This window comes from Streptomyces sp. NBC_00669 (assembly GCF_036226785.1).
In the GTDB taxonomy this organism is placed as follows: Bacteria; Actinomycetota; Actinomycetes; order Streptomycetales; family Streptomycetaceae; genus Actinacidiphila.
Window position 1 is genome coordinate 8,315,506 of the sequence record NZ_CP109018.1, and the last position, 18,738, is coordinate 8,334,243.

General features: G+C 73.7%; 18 protein-coding genes. 8 read left to right on the forward strand and 10 right to left on the reverse strand.

The genetic code is table 11. From position 1 onward, the window contains the following. Window positions 1-79: 79 nt before the first annotated feature. From OG896_RS35065 to OG896_RS35085, 5 genes are all read right to left on the reverse strand, one after another. Complete coding sequence (locus tag OG896_RS35065; protein ID WP_329371849.1) at window positions 80-1,846, reverse strand: ABC transporter ATP-binding protein; 1,767 nt, start codon at window positions 1,844-1,846, stop codon at window positions 80-82. Between the two features lie 306 nt (window positions 1,847-2,152). Beyond that, window positions 2,153-2,941: a chaplin gene (locus OG896_RS35070; protein WP_329371851.1), complete on the reverse strand. Its 789-nt coding sequence runs from the start codon at window positions 2,939-2,941 to the stop codon at window positions 2,153-2,155. 227 nt (window positions 2,942-3,168) lie between these two features. Next, complete coding sequence (locus OG896_RS35075) at window positions 3,169-3,879, reverse strand: hypothetical protein (RefSeq protein ID WP_329371853.1); 711 nt, start codon at window positions 3,877-3,879, stop codon at window positions 3,169-3,171. Window positions 3,880-4,092: 213 nt separating this feature from the next. Then, window positions 4,093-4,368, reverse strand: a complete 276-nt coding sequence (locus tag OG896_RS35080) for a DUF5133 domain-containing protein (RefSeq protein WP_329371855.1) — start codon at window positions 4,366-4,368, stop codon at window positions 4,093-4,095. Between the two features lie 325 nt (window positions 4,369-4,693). Then, entirely contained in the window at window positions 4,694-4,867 is a 174-nt protein-coding gene (locus OG896_RS35085; protein ID WP_328474890.1) for a hypothetical protein, read from the reverse strand. Window positions 4,868-5,333: 466 nt separating this feature from the next. Here OG896_RS35085 and OG896_RS35090 point away from each other — a divergent pair, with 466 nt between their 5' ends. Then, the gene (locus OG896_RS35090; protein ID WP_329374466.1) at window positions 5,334-6,593 is read left to right on the forward strand and encodes an MFS transporter; all 1,260 of its coding nucleotides are present in this window, start codon (window positions 5,334-5,336) and stop codon (window positions 6,591-6,593) included. A gap of 82 nt (window positions 6,594-6,675) precedes the next feature. On the opposite strand, the gene OG896_RS35095 is transcribed toward OG896_RS35090, so the two are convergent. Continuing rightward, window positions 6,676-7,296, reverse strand: a complete 621-nt coding sequence (locus tag OG896_RS35095; protein WP_329371857.1) for a hypothetical protein — start codon at window positions 7,294-7,296, stop codon at window positions 6,676-6,678. Beyond that, the gene (locus OG896_RS35100; RefSeq protein ID WP_329371859.1) at window positions 7,293-7,742 is read right to left on the reverse strand and encodes a YchJ family protein; all 450 of its coding nucleotides are present in this window, start codon (window positions 7,740-7,742) and stop codon (window positions 7,293-7,295) included. Before OG896_RS35100 ends, OG896_RS35095 begins: the two co-directional genes overlap by 4 nt. Window positions 7,743-7,916: 174 nt before the next feature. Here OG896_RS35100 and OG896_RS35105 point away from each other — a divergent pair, with 174 nt between their 5' ends. Next, window positions 7,917-8,297, forward strand: coding sequence for a hypothetical protein (locus tag OG896_RS35105; RefSeq protein ID WP_402448022.1), 381 nt, complete (start codon window positions 7,917-7,919; stop codon window positions 8,295-8,297). A gap of 115 nt (window positions 8,298-8,412) precedes the next feature. On the opposite strand, the gene OG896_RS35110 is transcribed toward OG896_RS35105, so the two are convergent. Both OG896_RS35110 and OG896_RS35115 read right to left on the reverse strand, forming a co-directional pair. After that, window positions 8,413-9,072, reverse strand: coding sequence for an endonuclease (locus OG896_RS35110; protein ID WP_329371861.1), 660 nt, complete (start codon window positions 9,070-9,072; stop codon window positions 8,413-8,415). Between the two features lie 75 nt (window positions 9,073-9,147). After that, a complete protein-coding gene (locus OG896_RS35115) occupies window positions 9,148-10,686 on the reverse strand; it encodes an ATP-dependent DNA ligase (RefSeq protein ID WP_329371862.1) in 1,539 nt (512 codons plus the stop codon). An 86-nt stretch (window positions 10,687-10,772) separates the two neighbouring features. Between OG896_RS35115 and OG896_RS35120 the strand changes: the two genes are divergently transcribed. From OG896_RS35120 to OG896_RS35145, 6 genes are all read left to right on the forward strand, one after another. Continuing rightward, entirely contained in the window at window positions 10,773-11,396 is a 624-nt protein-coding gene (locus OG896_RS35120) for an alpha-ketoglutarate-dependent dioxygenase AlkB (protein WP_329371864.1), read from the forward strand. Window positions 11,397-11,588: 192 nt separating this feature from the next. Continuing rightward, window positions 11,589-12,128, forward strand: coding sequence for a type 1 glutamine amidotransferase domain-containing protein (locus OG896_RS35125; RefSeq protein ID WP_329374470.1), 540 nt, complete (start codon window positions 11,589-11,591; stop codon window positions 12,126-12,128). Next, entirely contained in the window at window positions 12,125-12,673 is a 549-nt protein-coding gene (locus OG896_RS35130; RefSeq protein ID WP_329371866.1) for a DUF5709 domain-containing protein, read from the forward strand. The genes OG896_RS35125 and OG896_RS35130 overlap by 4 nt, the downstream gene beginning before the upstream one ends. Window positions 12,674-12,823: 150 nt before the next feature. After that, on the forward strand, window positions 12,824-13,507 hold the full coding sequence (locus tag OG896_RS35135; protein WP_329371868.1) for a hypothetical protein: 684 nt from the start codon (window positions 12,824-12,826) through the stop codon (window positions 13,505-13,507). A gap of 412 nt (window positions 13,508-13,919) precedes the next feature. Then, window positions 13,920-14,861 carry a sensor histidine kinase gene (locus tag OG896_RS35140; protein ID WP_329371870.1) on the forward strand — a complete coding sequence of 314 codons (942 nt, stop codon included), beginning with the start codon at window positions 13,920-13,922 and terminating at the stop codon, window positions 14,859-14,861. Window positions 14,862-14,957: 96 nt separating this feature from the next. Then, entirely contained in the window at window positions 14,958-15,722 is a 765-nt protein-coding gene (locus OG896_RS35145) for a class I SAM-dependent methyltransferase (protein ID WP_329371872.1), read from the forward strand. Window positions 15,723-15,930: 208 nt separating this feature from the next. Here OG896_RS35145 and OG896_RS35150 read toward each other — a convergent pair whose 3' ends face one another. Beyond that, a complete protein-coding gene (locus tag OG896_RS35150) occupies window positions 15,931-18,552 on the reverse strand; it encodes a discoidin domain-containing protein (protein ID WP_443057279.1) in 2,622 nt (873 codons plus the stop codon). Window positions 18,553-18,738 lie beyond the last annotated feature (186 nt).

Genomic DNA, 18,738 nt, shown 5'->3' on the forward strand with positions numbered 1-18,738 from the left:
CTGACGGCTGAGGACGGCCGGCGGTCGGCGGCCGTGGGACGGGGCGGCCCGGGCGCACGCGCTCGGGCCGCCCCGCGGCTCACGCCAGCTGGGCCGCCTGGAGACCCGCGTACGCGCCGCCGCGCCGCAGCAGTTCGGCGTGCGAGCCGACCTCCACGATCCGGCCCTCGTCCATCACCACGATCCGGTCGGCGTTCCTGATCGTGGACAGCCGGTGCGCGACGACGAAGACCGTACGGCCCTTGACCAGCCGGCCGAGCGCCTGCTGCACCAGCGACTCCGAGCGGGAGTCCAGCGCGGACGTCGCCTCGTCGAGCACCAGCACCCGCGGGTCGCGGATCAGGGCGCGCGCGATGGCCAGCCGCTGCTTCTGCCCGCCGGACAGCCGGGCGCCGCGCTCGCCGACCACCGTGTCCAGGCCGTGCGGCATCCGGTCGATGAACTCCATCGCGTTGGCGTCCCGCAGCGCGGCCCGCACCTTGTCCTCGGACACCTCGGCCATGCCGTAGGTGACGTTCTCCCGCACGCTGCCCTCGAAGAGGATCGAGTCCTGCGGCACCACCGACAGGAAGCTGCGGTAGTCGCGCAGGTCGAGCGACTCCATGTCGACGCCGTCCAGCAGGATGCGGCCGCTGGTCGGGCGCAGGAAGCCGATCACCAGGTTCAGCACCGTGGACTTGCCGGCGCCGGAGCCGCCGACCAGCGCGATCGTCTCGCCGGGCCGTACGTCGAGGTCGAAGCCGGCCAGCGACGGGCGGTCGGTCTCGGGGTAGGTCAGTTCCACCGCGCGGAACTCGAACCGGCCCACCACACCGCTGACTTCGGCCTTGCCGTCGTTCTGCTCCAGGTCGGGCGCCTGGAGCACCTCGCCGATCGAGCGCACCGACTCCAGGCCCTTGCCGATCTGCGGGGCGAGCGTCAGCAGGGTGGTCACGGACGCGGTGAGGCTGGAGAAGTACGCCGAGAGCATCACCACGGTGCCCGGAGTGACGTTCAGCCAGCCGTAGTAGGCCACCAGCGCGGAGCCGGACAGGCAGGCGACGCCGATCGCGTTGAGCAGAATCCAGGCGATCGAGCCGAACCAGCCGTTGAGCCGGTCGAGTCGCAGCCCGGCGTGCAGCACCTCGCCCAGGGTGCGGTCCATCCGGTGCAGCGCGGTGTCCTCCAGGCCGTGCGCCCGGGTGATCGGGATCAGCGTGGTCATCTCGCTGACCCGGGAGGAGAGCTGCTCGACCTGCTGCCGGAACATCTCGTTGCGGTCCTTCAGCCGGCGGCGCAACTTGACCACCAGCACGGCCGAGGCGGGCACCACGATCAGGTAGACCGGCAGGAACGCGGGCGCCTGGATGCCGATGACCACCAGTCCGCCGGAGAGGGTGGCGATCGCCGCCAGGCCGTTGTCCGCGGTCTGCTGGGCGGCGGTCTCGATGGTCTCGACGTCCCTGATCACCTTGGCCTGGAGCACACCCGCGCTCACCCTGGCGTGGTAGCCGATCGACAGCTGCTGCATCCGGTGGCACAGCGCGGTGCGCAGCCGGGTGCCGGTGCGCCGGATCGAGCCCTGCATGTTGCGCACGTACGTCAGGTGCAGGGGCAGGTTGAGGACGAGGATCACCAGCAGCACCGCGGAGTTCCACCACAGGATGGAGATCGGCTTGTGCTGCACCACGACGTCCACGACGTTGGCGGTGATGAGCGGCAGCAGCCACACGGGGGCGTGCTTGGCGAGGAACGCGGCGACGGCGACGCCGACGCGGCGCCGGTCGGGGTGGAAGAGGTAGAGGAGAGTACGGAGAGGGTGCTCGCCACGGTAGCGGTGGCTGAGCGTGCCTTGCGGCAACGCCATTGCGGGGCTCCTCGAATCACGTCTTCGCGGTGATGCGGTAAGGGTGGGGCACGGCACGGACGGGCTTCGGCGCTGAAGCCTGCGTGCGTGTATGTGCGCGCATACACCCTAGGGGTTGGAGCGCTCCGCCGCGCCCGGCCGAGCGGCGTCTTTCCTGGTCACGGGCGCGGGTAATCGAGTTGACGGATTCGGCCGGCCGTGCGGAAGGCGTACGGCGGGCCGGGAGTGGGGGCTGTGCGGGGTGTCGCTGGGGTGCTGTGGGGGCCGGCCGGCGGACGAGGAGGGGGCGCCGCCGGCCGGCGGCGGTCAGCGCCGGGCGGACCCGACCGCCTGCGCCGCGGCGGCGGTTCGGGCCGCCGGGCGCGCCTTGCGGTAGAGCACCACGCCGCCGAGCAGCAGCGCCGCGCTCGTGCCGGCGGTCCAGCCCAGGCCGTCGGCACCGGTGTGCGCGAGGGACGGGTGGGCCGCGGAGTAGGCGGTGTCCACCGTGTCGTTCGGCGGCGCGGGGATCGGCTGGTGGGCCGGCGGCGGGGGCGGGGTGCTGTTGACCGCGGTGTTGCCGAAGGCGGGGTTGCCGACCCCCACCACGTTCACCGAGTTGCCGGAGACGTTGATCGGGAGGTCGATCGGCAGCTGGAGGGAGTTGCCGGACAGTACTCCGGGGGAGCCGGTGGTGCGGCCCGCCGCGTGGGCGCCGCCGGAGGAACGGGAGCCGGCGGAGCCGGCCCCGGACTCGTCGGCGGCCGGGCCGGCGTGCTTGGCGGGGCGGGCGCTGGTCGACGAGGTCGACGAGGCCGACGAGGCCGACGACTTGGCAGCGGACGACGCGGACGAGCCGGCCGCCGACGACCCGGCCGAGGTGTTCGCGCAGGTGTTGCCCATCGACGGGTTGAGCAGGCCGACCACGTCGACGGTGTTGCCGCAGACGTTCACCGGGACGTGCACCGGGACCTGGACGGAGTTGCCCGACAGGACGCCCGGCGAGCCCGCGGTCTCGCCGCCGGCCGTCGCGTCCGCCTGTGCGTACCCGGCGGACGCGAGCACACCGCCCGCGACCATCGCGGTGACCAGTCCCTTTCGGGCGACCTTGTTCATACGCTCACTGCCTTCCGGGAAAACATCACGAGCCGTATGCCCGCACCGAGGACAACGCGCGACACGGCCAAACGGGGCATGTCCGCACGCCGATTCATCCCAACGGGTGACCGTGCGCTGGCCGTGGTCCCGCCCTGCCGATAGGGGCGGGACCTCCGGACGGAACCGGGAAATGCCTGGTGAGCCGCGGGGTTCGAGGGCGAATGCCCCGGGAGAATGGAACGAAACTATGAATTTCCGTTGCCCGCCGTCTCCGGGGTGACGCCGTACTCGGCCAGCCACGCCAGCAGTTCGCCCCGGCCGGCCGCGGCCAGGCTGCCGCCGGTGAACCGAGGGTCGCAGGTCACCTCGGCGACCGCGCCTCGCGGCACCTCGAAGGCGTGCATCTCGGCGTCGTCCGCGAACTCCGCCTCGGCCAGCACCAGTCCGTGCAGCGGCGGCTCGAACACGTCGATTCCCAGCGGCGGAACGCTGTGGCGGGACTTGCGCAGCACGCGCGCGGGCAGCACCGCGAACACCTCGTATTCCGCGGCGGAGAGATACGTGTTGGTGAGCAACCCCTGTACGGGCCCGGGGGAGTCCGCCGGGATCTTCTGGGTGAGCTTCAACTGCGGGGCGGAAAGCCCCGGTCGGTCATTCCCGGCACCGGTGGCGGCGGCCCGGGCGGACAGCGTCTCCACGCGGCGCAGCCGCATCCTGGTGCCGAGCAGATAGCGGTCGGTGATCCGGTGTACGGGTCCGTGCCCGGCACCCGGCGGCGCCGCGAACAGGAAGCGGCGCTCCCGCTCCACGCGGGCGTACTTGCCCGGCACGACCCCGGGTGCGGCCGAGCAGGTGGAGGCGGCGGAGACGATGGGTTCGGCAGGTTCGGCAGGTTCGGCAGGTTCAGCGGATTCGGCGGAAGGCGCGGCGGAGGCCGGTCGGTGCTGCGGGATCATGGTGACCATGATGCGCGGGCGGCGGGCCGCGTGGACGACCGCGACCCGCACCCGCGGGGTCGCTGTCCGGTACGCCGTCGTCCGGTCGGTGCTTCAGCCTTCGTTCTTCGCTTGTACGGTGCTGCGGTGCTGCGGTGCTGCGGTGCTGCGATGGGGGAGATCCGTGGCCGGCGTTCAGCGGGTCACCGGATCAGGGGCGCGGCCTGGTGGTGCTCAGGCCGCGCTGACGTCGCGAGCCGGGTCCGCGTCCAGCGCCCCGGCCGCGATGGTGTCGATGTGCCGGCGCGCGGCCGCGAGCGCCGCCCCGATCTCCCGGGTGCCGGTCGACACGCACAACGTGTACATGGTGTCCTGCAACTGCTGCCGTACCAGGGGGTCGACGCCCTCCGCACGGTCCGACCCGTCCGCGTGCCCCTCGTCGACGACGGCGCGAAGCGTCTCGTAACGCTCCACCAGGTTGCGCAGGACGGTCGGGTGGGCCATCAGCATAGGTCTGCTCCTCGAGTGGTCGGCGAAATCGGCGCACACGAGGGCCGTTTGCCCGGTCGGGGTCCATGCATGCGAAATACACACGGAATTTACGTCTATCCGTGCATGACACATGTCACATCGGTGTCGTGGGTCGGATACCCGTGGGTCGGCCGGGGGTCGCGATGTACCTGGGGTGAACGGCCGCTGACATCCCGTCAGCCGTGGACGGCGGCGCCCCGGCCCGCCCCCGGAGGTCGTCCGGGCGGCGGGCGGTTGCCGGCGCGGGTCGCGCCCGCGTGCCGAACGGCGCCCCGTACGAGGCGCCGTCAGCCGGGTGGCACCGTCAGTCGATGCTGCGCAGGATGTGCGTCTCGCTGGGGTCGTCCTCGTATCCGGCGAGCCGGATCGGCGCGCAGCGGGACCATGCGTCCAGCGGGCGCTCCTCGTCGAGCAGGGACGTGACGTCCCCGCCGCGTTCGGCCGTGTTGTCCTTGCGGATGGGCTTGTCTGCTGACACCGCGCACTCCTTAGCGTCGCGTGGTCCGGGACGGCCGAACGCGGTCGGTTCCTCGCGTCACGGCGCCCGGTGGGAGGTCCTTCTCTTTCGGGCGGTGCGGACGCGGTGGCGCCTGATGCCGGTGCCGGAAAGCGTGGCCGAGTCGGCGACTGGTTCCGGGACTGGGCCGCGGGGCCAGGTACTTCCCCGACGGCTTGCTCGTCCCGGTCAGCGTATGCCGACGCACGCTGAGCCACCAGCCGGTTTCGGTCCGCGTCGGCCACCCGGGTGGATGTGTCACCCGTGCGCCCACCTGCGCCGCCGTGCGCCCCGCCGCTTCGCGCGGCGGCCCCGGTTGCTACGGTTTCGCGTGCTCAACAGTGAAGAAGACCACCGCGACGCGGTCGAGCCGTCCGGTACGCCGGCCGGTTCCGGCACCGCCGCGGGCGCCCCGGCCGCCGCCTCGACCGTCGCGGCGCCGGCCGCGATCCCCGCCCCGCGCCGCTCCCGGCTGCTCGCCGACATCTCCCCGCTGCGCGAGCACGCCGACTTCCGGCGCCTGTGGTTCGGCAACGCCGTGTCCTACATAGGCCAGCAGATGACCGCGATGGCCGTGGCACTCCAGGTCTACGCGATCACCGGCTCCAGCTTCTACGTGGGCCTGGTCGGCCTGTGCTCCCTGGTCCCGCTGATCGTCTTCGGCCTCTACGGCGGTGCGGTCGCCGACGCGGTCGACCGGCGCCGGCTCGGGCTGGTCACCGCGAGCGGCGCGACGGTGCTGTCGGCCGCGCTCGCCGTCGTGGCCATCGCCCACGTGCACAAGGTCTGGCCGCTCTACGCGATCGTCGCCCTCCAGGCGGTGTGCTTCGCGATGAACTCGCCCGCCCGCTCGTCCATGATCCCCCGGCTGCTGCCGCCCGAGCGGCTGCCCGCCGCCAACGCGCTCGCCTCCCTCGCCGGCGGGGTCGGGCAGATGGCCGGGCCGATGCTCGGCGGCGTCTTCGTCGGCTTCTGGGGCTACCAGGCGGCTTATCTGATCGACGTGGCGGCCTTCACCGCCTCCCTGTACGCGATGTGGCGGCTGCCGGCGATGCTGCCGGGGGAGCCCGGCGCCGACCCGGCCGCCGTACGGCGCAGGCCGTCGGTCCTGGAGGGGCTGCGCTACCTCGGCGCCCGGCCCAACCTGCGGACGACCTTCGTCTCCGACCTCGCCGCCATGGTGCTCGCGCAGCCCCGCGTGCTGTTCCCGGCGGTCGCCGGGCTCTGGTTCGGCGGCGACACCCGTACGGTCGGGCTGCTCGCCGCCGCGCCCGCGACCGGGGCGCTGCTCGGCAGCGTCTTCTCGGGCTGGCTCGGCCGGGTCCACCGCCAGGGGTTCGCGGTGCTCGTCGCGGTCGGCTCCTGGGGCGCGGCCGTCGCCGTCTTCGGCCTCACCCGCAACCTCCTGCTCGGCCTGTTCTTCCTCGCGGTCGCCGGCTGCGCCGACACCGTGTCCATGGTCTTCCGCAACACGATGCTCCAGTCCGCCGCGCCCGACGACATGCGCGGGCGGCTCCAGGGCGTCTTCCTGGTCGTCGTGGTGGGCGGCCCGCGGCTCGGCGACTTCCTCGCCGGCTCCGCGTCCGACCTGTTCTCCCCGACCGCGGCGGTGGTCGGCGGCGGGATCGCCTGCATCGTCGCGATCACGGTGATCGGGCTCTTCCAGCGCGGCTTCCTGCACTACGACGCCCGCGACCCGATCGCGTAACGCGCGCACGCACGTCATGCGGCTGTCGCGGCCATCACGGGCTGCGCGGGTACGCACCGGCGGGCGGGCGCCGGTCACGCGGTCAGGGGAGCGGGAGCGCGGTGAGGGCGGCGGCCTGGGCGCCGACGGTCGGGTCCAGGGCGAGGGCCGCGCGGGTCAGGGCGGCGAGGTCGTCGGGGAAGCGGCCGGTGGGGTGCGGGGGCAGCCCGACGCGGGGGTAGGCGCGGGTGAGGAGGGCGTGGGCGGTGGCGGGGTCGCCGCGGTGCAGTGCCTTGACGGCGGCGACCCCGTTGGCGAGGGCGCTCGCGGCCGGCGGCCAGGGGTGGCGCACGGTGGGGTCGGAGGGCGCGGCACCGGGTTCCGCGGCGATGTCCAGGTCGAGCCGCCAGAACGGCGGCAGCCCCTCGAAGGCCACGAAGAGCAGCCGCCGCCCGGGGGTGCCGGCGGTGTCCGGGTCGCCGCGCAGCGACATCAGCGGGCGCACCCGGGCGAGCAGGTCGCCGGCCCGGTCCACGCAGGTGCCGAACCGGTCGTCCGGCACCGTCCAGACGGCGTCGATGTCGCTGTACGGGTCGGCCGTGCCCGCCGCGAGGGACCCGCGCAGGTCCGCCCGGCCGCCGGGGCACGCCTCGGCCAGCACCTCCAGCACGTGCCGCGCCACGGCCGCGCGTACCACCGGATCGAGCCCGGGCACCTCTGTCACGCCAGGGCCTCCACGTAGACCCACAGCCCGCCCTCGCGGACGAAGCGGCTGTTCTCGCGCTGCTCGCCGTCCTGCCCGCGCAGCCGGTAGCGGGCGCGGAACTCGACGGTGCCCTCGGCGTGGAAGGCGCTGCCCCCGGTGTGGCCGAGGATGTCCAGGCCGGTCCAGCGCACCTCCGGGTCGAGGTCCAGCTCCGGCGGTCTGGTGGCGGCGGCCCAGGTGCGCAGCAGATACGCGGCGTCGCCTGCGGCGAAGGCGGCGTAGCGCGACCGCATCAGCCGTTCGGCGGTGGGCGCGGCCGCCTTCCTCGCGTGCAGGGCGCCGCAGCACTCGCCGTAGGAAGCGGGCAGCCCGCAGGGGCAGGCGGCGGCCGGCGGAGGAGCGGCGGCGGGAGCGGGGCGGTCGGCCCGGGGCGTGCGGGAGGTACGGGCGGTGCGTCGCGGCATCCCCCGATTGTGCCGCAGACCGCGGGCGACGGAACCACCCGGAAAGCCCTCGCCCGTTCGGACCAGTACAGGGTTTTGTCCGGCTCGCAGCGGAAATGCGCTGACCATGGCCCGCCGCGCCCGCGGACCGCCCGCCCGCCCGCCGGTCCACCGGTCCACCGGAGAGGAATCATCGTGAGTACCGCGCAAGAACAACCCGTTGACCCGTCAGCGCAGGTCGCGGTCGTCCTGGACAGCTGCGTCAAGGAGGACGCGGTCGCCGTCCTCGCCGCGCTCCAGGCGAGCTTCCCGTCCGACCGCGCCGAGGACGACAAACCCGTGGACACGGAGGGCGGCCATCCCACGGTGTGGACGGCCACGTTCGACGTCTCGCGCACCCTCGGTCTGGCCGACCCCGGCCGGCTCTCCGAACCCGTCACCATCACCGCCCAGGGCGGCTACCTCGCGGTGGACCGGCTCCGGGAGGGCCTCGCGGAGGCGTTCTCGGTCCGCGTGGTCGGCACCGCCGCCGGCGACCAGGAGCAGGAGGCGAGGCTGCGGCTGGAGAACCGGTAACGCGCCGCCGCTCCGGAGACGGCCGCCCCGGAAGCGGTCGCCCTGGAAACGGCCGGCCCGCACCCGGCAGACCCGCCGCCGGGGTGATCCGGTGCCGCTCGTTCGGCGGTGCCGCTCAGCGCCCGGCGGCCGCCTCCTTGACGGCTGCCACCGCGTGCTTGTCGAGCGCGACGCGGACCAGGGCCGCGGCCAGCACGGACGGGTCGGTGCCGTCGGCGAGCCGCGCCAGGCGGGCGGGGGAGTCGGGCAGGCCCAGGAGTGCGGCCCCCTGGAGCGTCTTGGCGTCGAAGTAAGGCGCCGATTCGGGCCAGACGGCCTGCGCCTCGCGCAGGAAGATGTCCACGCCGGCCGGGCCGAGCCCCGGGAACTCCCGCAGCTCGCGGCGCACTTCGCCCAGGTCACCGCCCGCACGGGCGCGCATCCTCCGCAGGTCGCCGCCGTACCGCGTCCGCACCAGCTCCGCGCCGTCGCCGAGCTGGGTGGCGGTCCGCTCGTCGTAGCGCCGGTAGCCGCCGCGGCCGAGCGCGTCGACCCGCTGCTGCCAGGTCGCCTCCGCCATCGCGCGCGGGCTGCGCAGGCCCGCCGCGGACAGCTCCCTGGCCGCCGCCACCGCGACGCCAGCCCGGATACGGGCGCTGAGCAGGCCGGCCAGCACGAGCAGCCGGTACAGCGGCTGCGGGGTGTCGGTGAGGCGGATGCCCGCCTCGTCGGCGTACGTGCGGCCGTAGAGGTCGAGCAGTGCGCGCACCGTGGCGCGCCGAGTGGTGCGGGCCATGACCGTTCACCTCTCCTCGGGTGCGTCGCCTTCGGGTACCCGGGCAGGCGCGCCCACAACCGCGAACGACGGACGCTAACCGGTGTGGGCGGCGCGGACCGCGGCCACCGTGTCGGCCTGGTCGGGGGTCTTGTCCTCGCGGTAGCGCAGCACCCGGGCGAAGCGCAGCGTCAGGCCCGCCGGGTAGCGCGGCGAGGTCTGCACCCCGTCGTAGGCGATCTCCACCACGAGCTCGGGCCGTACGGTCACCACGTGGCCGTCGTCGGAGACCGCGCGGGCCAGCAACTGCTCGGTCTGCCAGTCCAGCAGGGCGTCGGTGAGGCCCTTGAAGGTCTTGCCGAGCATCACGAAGGAGCCGTCGTCGGCCCGCGCGCCCAGGTGCAGGTTGGACAGCTTGCCGGTGCGGCGGCCATGGCCCCACTCGACGGCGAGCACCACCAGGTCCAGGGTGTGCACCGGCTTGACCTTCAGCCAGGTCGCGCCGCGCCGCCCGGCCGCGTACGGACTGCCCGCGGCCTTGATGACGACGCCCTCGTGGCCGCGCGCCAGCGTCGCCGCGAAGAACTCCTCGGCGGCCCGCGCCTGCTGCTCGTCACCCGGGTCGGCGACGAGCAGGTTCCGCACCCGGCGCTCGGCCGGGACCAGCGCGGCCAGCGACGCGTGCCGCTCCGCGTACGGCAGGTCCAGCAGGTCGCGGCCCTCGACGGACAGCACGTCGAAGAAGACCGGGTGCACCGGCAGCGCGGCGGCGGCCGTCGCCACGTCCACCCGGGAGCCGACCCGGCCCGCGGTCTCCTGGAACGGCCGGGGCCGCCCGTCGGCGTCCAGCGCCAGCACCTCGCCGTCGAGCACGAAGCGTTCGGCGGGCAGCGCGAGGGCGGCGGCCACGACCTCCGGGAGCCGCGCGGTGACGTCCTCCAGGGTGCGGGTGAAGACCTGCACCCGGTCGCCGTCGCGGTGCACCTGGACCCGGATGCCGTCCAGCTTCTCCTCCACCGCGCACGGCCCGAGCCGTACCAGCGCCTCCTCGACGCTCTTCGCCGCGCCGGCCAGCATCGGCAGCAGCGGCCGCCCCACCTGCAACGCGAAGCCGGCCAGTGCCTGCGGACCGCGGTCCAGCAGCGCCTGCGCCACCGGCTCCAGCGCCCCCGCGAGCATCACCGCCCGCCGTACGTCCGTGGGCCGCGCGGCCGTCGCCGCCGCCAGCCCCTCGATCGCCGCCGCGTCCAGCGCGCCCTGCCGCACCTCCCCGGTGAGCAGCCCCAGCAGGTACTCCTGCTCCGGCGCGGTCGCCGCGCCGAACAGGTCCTGGAGCAGCGCCCGCCGCCCGGTCTGCGCGCCCTGCCCCGACACCTCGCCGACGTCGGTCAGCGCCGCGTCGACCGCCCGCACCGTCAGCGTCGGCTCGGCGGCCGGCTCCGCGCGGTCGCGCAAGGCCGCCCAGCCGATGCCCAGCCGGCCCTGCGGCAGGCGCCCGGCCAGGTAGGCGATGGCGATCGGGGCGTCCTCGGGCTGTGCGGCGCGGAAGAACTCGGCGAGCAGCTCCGTCTTGCGGGACCGCGCGGACGTCCGCGCGACCTCCCTGGAGACCCGGGCGACCTCGGCGAAGAGCATGCCCCTATCGTGCGCCGACCGGGCGCCACGCGCTCCCGCACCCTGGCCATTCGAATGACTGTACGAATATCGGTTACCCTGGTGGTATGCACCATCAGCAGGCGTCCCTCTTCGACACCAGCGGGCCCGGCCTCGGCGACCTCGCCGCGGTCCACCGCACCCGCCTCGGTGACGGCGCCTGGATCGACACCCTCCCCGGCTGGCTCACCGGCGCCGACGACCTGTTCGAACGCCTCGCCACGGAGGTGCCCTGGCGGGCCGAGCGGCGCCTCATGTACGACAACGTGGTGGCCGTCCCCCGCCTGCTGGCCCACTACGGTGCCGGCGAGCCGCTGCCCGACCCCGTGCTCGAACGCGCCCGTGACGCCCTCGGCGCGTACTACGCGGCGGAACTCGGCGAGCCGTTCACCACGGCCGGGCTGTGCTACTACCGCGACGGGCGGGACAGCGTCGCCTGGCACGGCGACCGTACGGGGCGGGGCAGCACCCGGGACACGCTCGTCGCGATCCTCTCCCTCGGCGAGCCCCGGCCACTCCTGCTGCGCCCGCGCGGCGGCGGCCCCGCCACGGTTCGCCGGCCCCTCGGGCACGGTGACCTCATCGTCATGGGCGGGTCCTGCCAGCGGACGTGGGACCACGCGATCCCCAAGACGCGCTCCGCGGTGGGCGGCCGGATCAGCGTCCAGTTCCGCCCCCGCGGAGTGCGCTAGAGCCGGTCCCTCCCCGAGGTGGTGTGGTCTGCCGTCCGCCCGGTGGGGCCGATCCGCGGGTTGGCGGCGCGGGGGACTCGGAGGGATGGTGGAAAGCGGGTGAAATGCCCGTTTCTGCACCAGGTGAAGGGGTAGGCGGGGTGCGTGGTCATGCGGCTGCGCCCACCCCGAACACGAGAGGACGTGATGGACGTGCGGAGCGCGATCCTCGTGGCGCCCCAGGGAGTGGAGCAGAGCGAGCTGACCTCGCCGTTGCAGGCGCTGACCGAGGCCGGTGCCCACCCGCAGGTGGTCGCGCCGCTGCCCGGGACCGTACTGGCGTACAACTACCTCGAACCGGGCGACACCTTCCCGGTCGACGTGACCCTCGACGAGGCGTCCGCGGCCGACTTCGACCTGCTCGTGCTGCCCGGCGGCGTGCCGAACTCCGACGCGCTGCGGCTGCACCAGGGCGCCGTGGACTTCGTCCGCGCCTTCTTCGCCGCGGGCAAACCGGTCGCGGCGATCTGCCACGGCCCCTGGCAACTGGTGGAGGCCGACGCGGTGCGCGGCCGCACCGTCACCTCGTGGCCCAGCCTGCGCACCGACCTGCGCAACGCGGGCGCCACCTGGGTGGACGAGCAGGTCCGGGTCTGCACCAACGGCCCGAACACCCTGATCACCAGCCGGATGCCCGCCGACCTGGACGCCTTCAACGACGCGGTCCTCGACGAGATGAGCGCACGCACATGACTCAGCAGCAGCGCGGACCGGACGACCTCGGCCGCGGCGACGACGTGTACCAGCCCGACAAGGGCGGCGACCGCGACATCCGCGAGGACACCGGGCCGCTCGAACCCGAGGACACCCTCGACGACCGCGGTGTGGTCGACGTCCTCGACGAGGGGTACTCACCGCCCGACCGCCCGCTGGTCGTCGAGGACACCGGCACCACCGGCGACGAGCAGCAAGCCGGCGACTCGCTGGACGACCGGCTCGCCCGCGAGCGCCCGGACCGGCAGCCGCCGCGCGGCGACGGCCTCGGCGACGCCTCGGACACCGACGGCGAACTGCTCGACCCGGAGGCGGGCGACCTGCGCTCCGGCCGTCTGGTCGGCCCCGACGAGGGCGCGCACTCCCGGGAGGACGGCGTGACCGGCGAGGACGTCGGCATCGACGGCGGCGCCGCCTCGGCGGAGGAGGCCGCGGTGCACCTGGTGGCCGATGCGGACCTGCCCGACGAGGAGGAGGGCTCCGGGCCCGGGAGCGGCGGTGGAACCGCGGGCGGCGGCCGGTGAGCCGTGCCCGCTCCGGCGGAAGGTGAGGGGCGCGGACGGCCGGACCGTAGCACCGTAGGACATGGAGGAACTCACGACGCATGGCGCGGACGGCCGCCGGGATCGGGCAGACCCCGAGGTCTCCGCGAGCGCAGACAAGGAGCCGGTGGCATGAGCGAAGCGAGCGAGCGCGAGGAGATGCCCGACCGTCCGGGCACGGGCGCGCCGGCGCCGGACCGGGCCGGTCCGGGCGGTGCGAGCGTGGCTCCGGACCCGGGTGCGGACCTGGGCGCGGGCGCGGCTGCCGGTGGCGGCGCGGCCGCGCACGAGCGGGTGGCGGACGCCGACGGCGGGGGCGGCCACGGCCGGTGGAGCTGGGGGCACCGGCACTCCGGGCGCGGCGCCGCCGGGCACGACGGCCACCACGACGTGCCCACCGGGCTCGCGGCCAGCCTCGTGACGTCCGGCGGGCTGCTGTTGGCGATGGTCGAGGACCTGCGGATGCGGGGCGGGGACACCCCCGAGGAGGTGCGGCCGCTGGCCGACACCTTCGCCCGGCACCTCGCGGCCAAGGAGGCCACCGTCAGCAAGGTGCTGGAGCGGCACGGCGAGTCGGCCCGTCTCGTGGCGCGGGACCGGCAGGAGGGCGAGCTGATCCAGGGCATCCTCGACCGCGCGCTCACCGGCCGGCACCCCGAGGAGACCCGGCGGCTGACGGTCGACGGCGCCCTCACCCAGATGTACCAGTACCTCTTCCACGAGCGGCGCGACCTCGTGCCGGCGCTGGAGCGGGCGGTGCCGGCCGACGAGAGCGAGACGCTGTCCGCGGCCTTCGAGGCGATCAACCACGACTGACAACGGCACGGCGCTGCCCGGCGGTGCCACGGCGGACGGGGGCACGGCGATGAGCGGTACGGCGGTGGGCGGTGCGGAAGCCGGCGGTGCGGAAGCCGGCGGTAGGGAAGCCGGTGGTGCGGAAGCCGGTGGTGCGGAATTCGGTAGTACGGAATTCGGTAGTGCGGAAGCCGATGGTGCGGAACTCGGCGGGCCGGAAGTCGCCGGGGCGGCGGCGGGCGGAACCACGGCGGGCGCCGGCACGGGTGGCGTTCTCACGGCGTCCCTCGCGCCGCCCGCCCCCGGGACGGCCATCGGAACGGCCATGGGGACGGCCATCGGGACGGCCATGGGGCAGCCCCCCGACAAGGTCATCTTTTCGGGGCGCATACTGGCGAGACCGGTACACGTGTCCGAAAGGGGGCCGGAGGACGTGGAGCCCGCCGCCAGCGCCTTCTCGCACCCTGCCTTCTTCTACCGCGACGACGCCGAATACCTCGACAGCACCCTCTCCTTCGTCCGGGACGGCCTGGCCGCCGGCGAGCCGGTCGCCGTCGCCGTCCCCGGGGAGCGGATGGCGCTGCTGCACAACGCGCTGGGGCCGCTCGCGGACGGCGTGCACTTCACCGACATGGCCCGAGCGGGCCGCAATCCCGGCCGGATCATCCCGGGCGTGCTCGCCGCCTTCGCCGACGCGCAGCCGGCCGGCCCGGTCCGGATCGTGGCCGAACCGGTCTGGCCGGGCCGCACCCCGCTGGAGTACCCGGCCTGCGTCCAGCACGAGGCCCTGGTCAACGCGGCGTTCGACGGCCGCCGGGCCACGATCCTGTGCCTGTACGACGCGTCGCGGCTCGGTCCGCAGGCCCTCGGCGACGCCTGCGTCACCCACCCGGTGCTGATCGAGGGCGGGCGGCGCCGGATCAGCGCGCACTACGCCCCGGAGTTGGCGGTCGCCTCCTACAACGTGCCGCTGGCGGAGCCGCGGTTCGCCGCGTCGTACACCTTCGACGACGAACGGCTGCGGGCCGCACGGCAGTTCGCCGTGCGGGCCGCCGACGCGCTGGGGCTGGCCGGTCCGCGGCTGGACGACCTGGCGCTCGCCGTCGCCGAACTGACCACCAACAGCGTGCTGCACGGCGGTGGTTCGGGGGTGGTGCGGGTGTGGGCCGAGCACGGGCACGTCGCCTGCGAGGTGCGCGACGGCGGGCGGCTGGTCGACCCGCTGGCCGGCAGCCGGCTGCCGCCGCCCGGACGACCCGGCGGGCGCGGCCTGTTGATGGTCCATCAACTGGCCGACCTCGTCCGCACCCATACCGGCAGCGCCGGCACCGCGATCCGCTGCTACCTGACGCTGAACCCGCCGGCGCCGGCGTGAGCGGGCGGTCCTGGGCCGGCGTGCGAGCCGGGACCCGGGCCGGGGTGCGAGCAAAACCGGTTGCCGCGGCTCGGCCGATCCCACGAGAGTGAGCGGATGAACCGCACCTTCGACGACCTGGTGGCCGAGGCCGACGCCGTGTCCGTGGCCGGCTGGGACTTCTCCTGGCTGGACGGGCGGGCGAGCGAGCAGCGTCCCTCCTGGGGGTACCAGCGGCTGATGGCGGAGCGGCTGGGCCGGGCCTCGGCCGCGCTGGACATCCAGACCGGCGGTGGCGAGGTGCTGGCCGGCGCGCCGTCCTTCCCGCCGGTGATGGCCGCGACCGAGTCCTGGCCGCCGAACGTCGCGAAGGCCACCGCGCTGCTGCACCCGCGCGGCGCGGTCGTGGTCGCCGACGCCGACGAGCCGCCGCTGCCCTTCGCGGACGAGGCGTTCGACCTGGTCACCAGCCGTCACCCGGTCACGGCGTGGTGGCACGAGATCGCCCGGGTGCTGCGGCCGGGCGGCACCTACTTCTCCCAGCACGTCGGCCCGGCCAGCGCCGTGGAGGTGTACGAGTTCTTCCTCGGCCCGCAGCCCCACGCCGACCGCGGCCCGCGCCACCCCGACACGGCCAGGGCGGCCGCCGCCGAGGCCGGTCTCGACGTGCTCGACCTGCGCTACGAACGGCTGCGGATGGAGTTCCACGACGTCGGCGCGATGGTGTACTTCCTGCGCAAGGTGATCTGGATGGTGCCCGACTTCACCGTCGAGCGCTACCGCGACCGGCTGCGCGACCTGCACGAACTCATCGCCGCCGAGGGCCCGTTCGTGGCCCACTCGACCCGCTTCCTGATCGAGGCCCGCAAACCGCCCCGCTGACCCGCCGGTTCGGTCCGGCCAGGGTCGTGGGCTCCGCGGCGGCCGCGCTCGCGCTCGCCGCCGGCCCGCTGCCTCGATGGCGGGCACGGATGCCGACCGGCGCCCCGGGACCGGGACAGCGGAAGGGGCCGCCGTCCGCTGCCGGACGACGGCCCCTTCCCGCACTGTTCATCGTGTACTGCGTGCGCCCTTCCCCACCGCGGTGCGGTTACGGGTAACTGGTCACCGTCGACGGGGTGGTCGAGGTACCCGAGGTACCCGGTCCCGTGTCATTGATGACGTGCGCGTACTGGCCCATCCCGCCGAGCGACACCACGAGCAGGTCGTGGAACTTCACCCCTGGCGTGTTCGGCGCCTCGAACCCGTGGTCCTGGATGATCGTCGGGTCCGCGGTGAAGTTGCAGTAGCTGCCCAGTCCCCAGCCCTCGTGGCTGGTGACGTTGGCGTCCACCTTGTAGGCGGCGAAACCTCGGGTGTTGCCGTTCTGGATGGCCGCCTGGTTGGGCGGGTCGTAGGCGATCTCGTTCTGGAAGAAGATCGTCTTCCCGTTCTGGCCCGCCCACTCGACGTCGTACTTCTCGAAGTGCTCCACGAACAGGCCGGTCGCCAGCACGTTGTTGCCGTTGACCTTCAGGCCCTCGTCCGCCGGGTTGGTGGTCCACCCGACGCCCGCGCCGTGGTCGGCCCGCCACAGCCAGGTGTGGTCGATCACCACGTCGTTGCTGTTGATCTCGAAGGCCGTACCCGCCTGGCCCGGGCCCGCGCCGCCGACCCGCGCGAACACGTCCTGGATGGTGGTCGGGTTGCTCGCGTGGCTCGCCGAGGAGCCGGGCGCGCCGACCTGCAGCAGCTGCGGGGACTTGCCGGCGCCCGCGTCGATCAGGAAGCCGGCCAGCTTCACGCCGTCCACGTCGGCGACCTTCATCGCGTCCACGCCGTTGTCCGGGATGACCGTGGCGTAACCGAGGCCGAGCACCACCGTGTTGGCGCGGGTGACGTTGATCGGCTGGTCGACGTGGTAGATGCCCGGGGTGAGCACCAGGTTGAGACCCTGCGCGAGCGCCGCGTTGATGGTCTCCGCGGACACGCCGGGCTTCGCGACGTAGAACTGGGTCAGCGGGATCGAGGTGCCCGGCGTGTTCGGCCAGTCCACCCCGCTGGCGTTGGTGCGCATGTTCGGCACGAACACCTGGTAGTTGCCGCTGCCGTCCAGGTACATGTACGGCTTGTCCCGCGACTCGGGGGTGGTGTTCAGCGTCGTGTAGACCGGGTTCGGGAAGCCCTGGGCGGGAGCGCCCTGGACACCGGAGAACACCATGTTCCACACGCCGTTGGTCCAGCCGCCGACGGAGCTGTCACGGGTGTACCACTGCTGCTGCGAGTACGGGCCGACGGTGCCGTCGATCTTGCTGTCGGCGATGTACCCGCCGCTGGCCCAACCGTAGCCGTTGGGCGCCAGGTTGAGGCCGCCCTCGACGTGCATACGGCGGAACGGCGCGGCCTGCGCGACGGCCCAGCGGTCGTCCCCGCTGACCGGCTTGAGGGCCATGTTCTCCACGCTGCGCCAGAAGTTCTGCGTGGCGTTGCCGTTGAACCAGCCGGCGTCCACGGTCATGTCGCCGTTGATCTGGACGTCGTCCGGGTTCTTGCCGAGACCGGAGACGGACGTGTAGAAGCCGATCTGGTCGTTGATGTTGTTGTACGTGCCCGGCTTGAAGAACACCTGGTAGCGGGCGTCGCCGAACTGGTTGCTCTCCTGCTGGGCGAAGATCGAGTCCAACTGCCCCTGGATGTTGGGCGTCGAGGGGTCGAAGACCTTCACGTTCGGGCCGAGGTCGCCGCCGCCCTGGATCGGGCCGGTGCCACCCCCGGTGGTGCCGCCGTTGTCACCGCCGCCGGAGTCGTCGCCCGCGGTGCCGTAGACCTGGAACTCCCAGAGCGAGTAGCCGTACTGGGTGGCGCGCGCGGTCCCGTACATCCGCACGTAGCGGCCGGAGCCGGTGACGTTCAGCGTCTGGTTGCCGCCGGTGCCGGTGGTGGTGGAGTAGACGTCGGTCCAGGTCGAACCGTCGGCCGAGGTCTGGATCTTGAACGACTTGCCGTACGCCGTCTCCCAGTTGAGGGTGACGGAGCTGATCGTCGAGGTGGCGCCCAGGTCGACCTGGAGCCACTGCGGGTCGGAGGCGGCGCTGGACCAGCGGGTGCCGGTGTCGCCGTCGACCGCCGCGGAGGCGGGTGTGCCGGCGTTCTCGGTCGAGGAGGCGGTCGCCGGGCGGCCCTGCGAGATCAGGGTCGCGCCGCTCGGCGGCGTGGTGCCCCCGGCCGAGCCGTAGACCTGGAACTCCCAGAGCGAGTAGCCGTATCCGGTGGCGCGCGCGGTGCCGTACATCCGGACATAACGCCCGGAACCGTTTACGGAAACCGTCTGCTTGCCGCCGGTTCCGGTCGTGGTGGAGTACGCGTCGGTCCAGTTGGCGCCGTCCGACGACAGCTGGATCTTGAACCCGGTGGCGTACGCCGTCTCCCAGTTGAGGGTCACCGAGGTGATGGTGGCGGAGGCGCCGAGGTCCACCTCCAGCCACTGCGGGTCGGAGGCGGCGCTGGACCAGCGGGTGCCGGTGTCGCCGTCGACCGCCGCGGAGGCGGGTGTGCCGGCGTTCTCGGTGGAGGAGGCGGTGGCGGTCTTGCCCTGCGAGAGCAGGCTGTCGGCCGCGTGGGCGGACCGCATCGGCACGAACAGCAGCAGCGAGGCGACCAAGGCGGTGATCACCGCGGCCACGATGTTCCGCCGTCTGCGACGGTCCGCGGGCGCCACGGGTCTCAGCGCCATGGTGCCGGTGGGGGGAGGGAGCATGGGCGACTCTCCTGATTCCAGGGTGGGGGGTCAAACGTGTCGAACTCCGGGCGGGCGCCTACCGGTTGATCAGTGAGAGCGCTCTCCCGACGCACACCGGAATGTTTCTCCCTGTGTTTCATCCATGTCAAGAGTTGTGCACAAAGCCCGTATCGGAATACG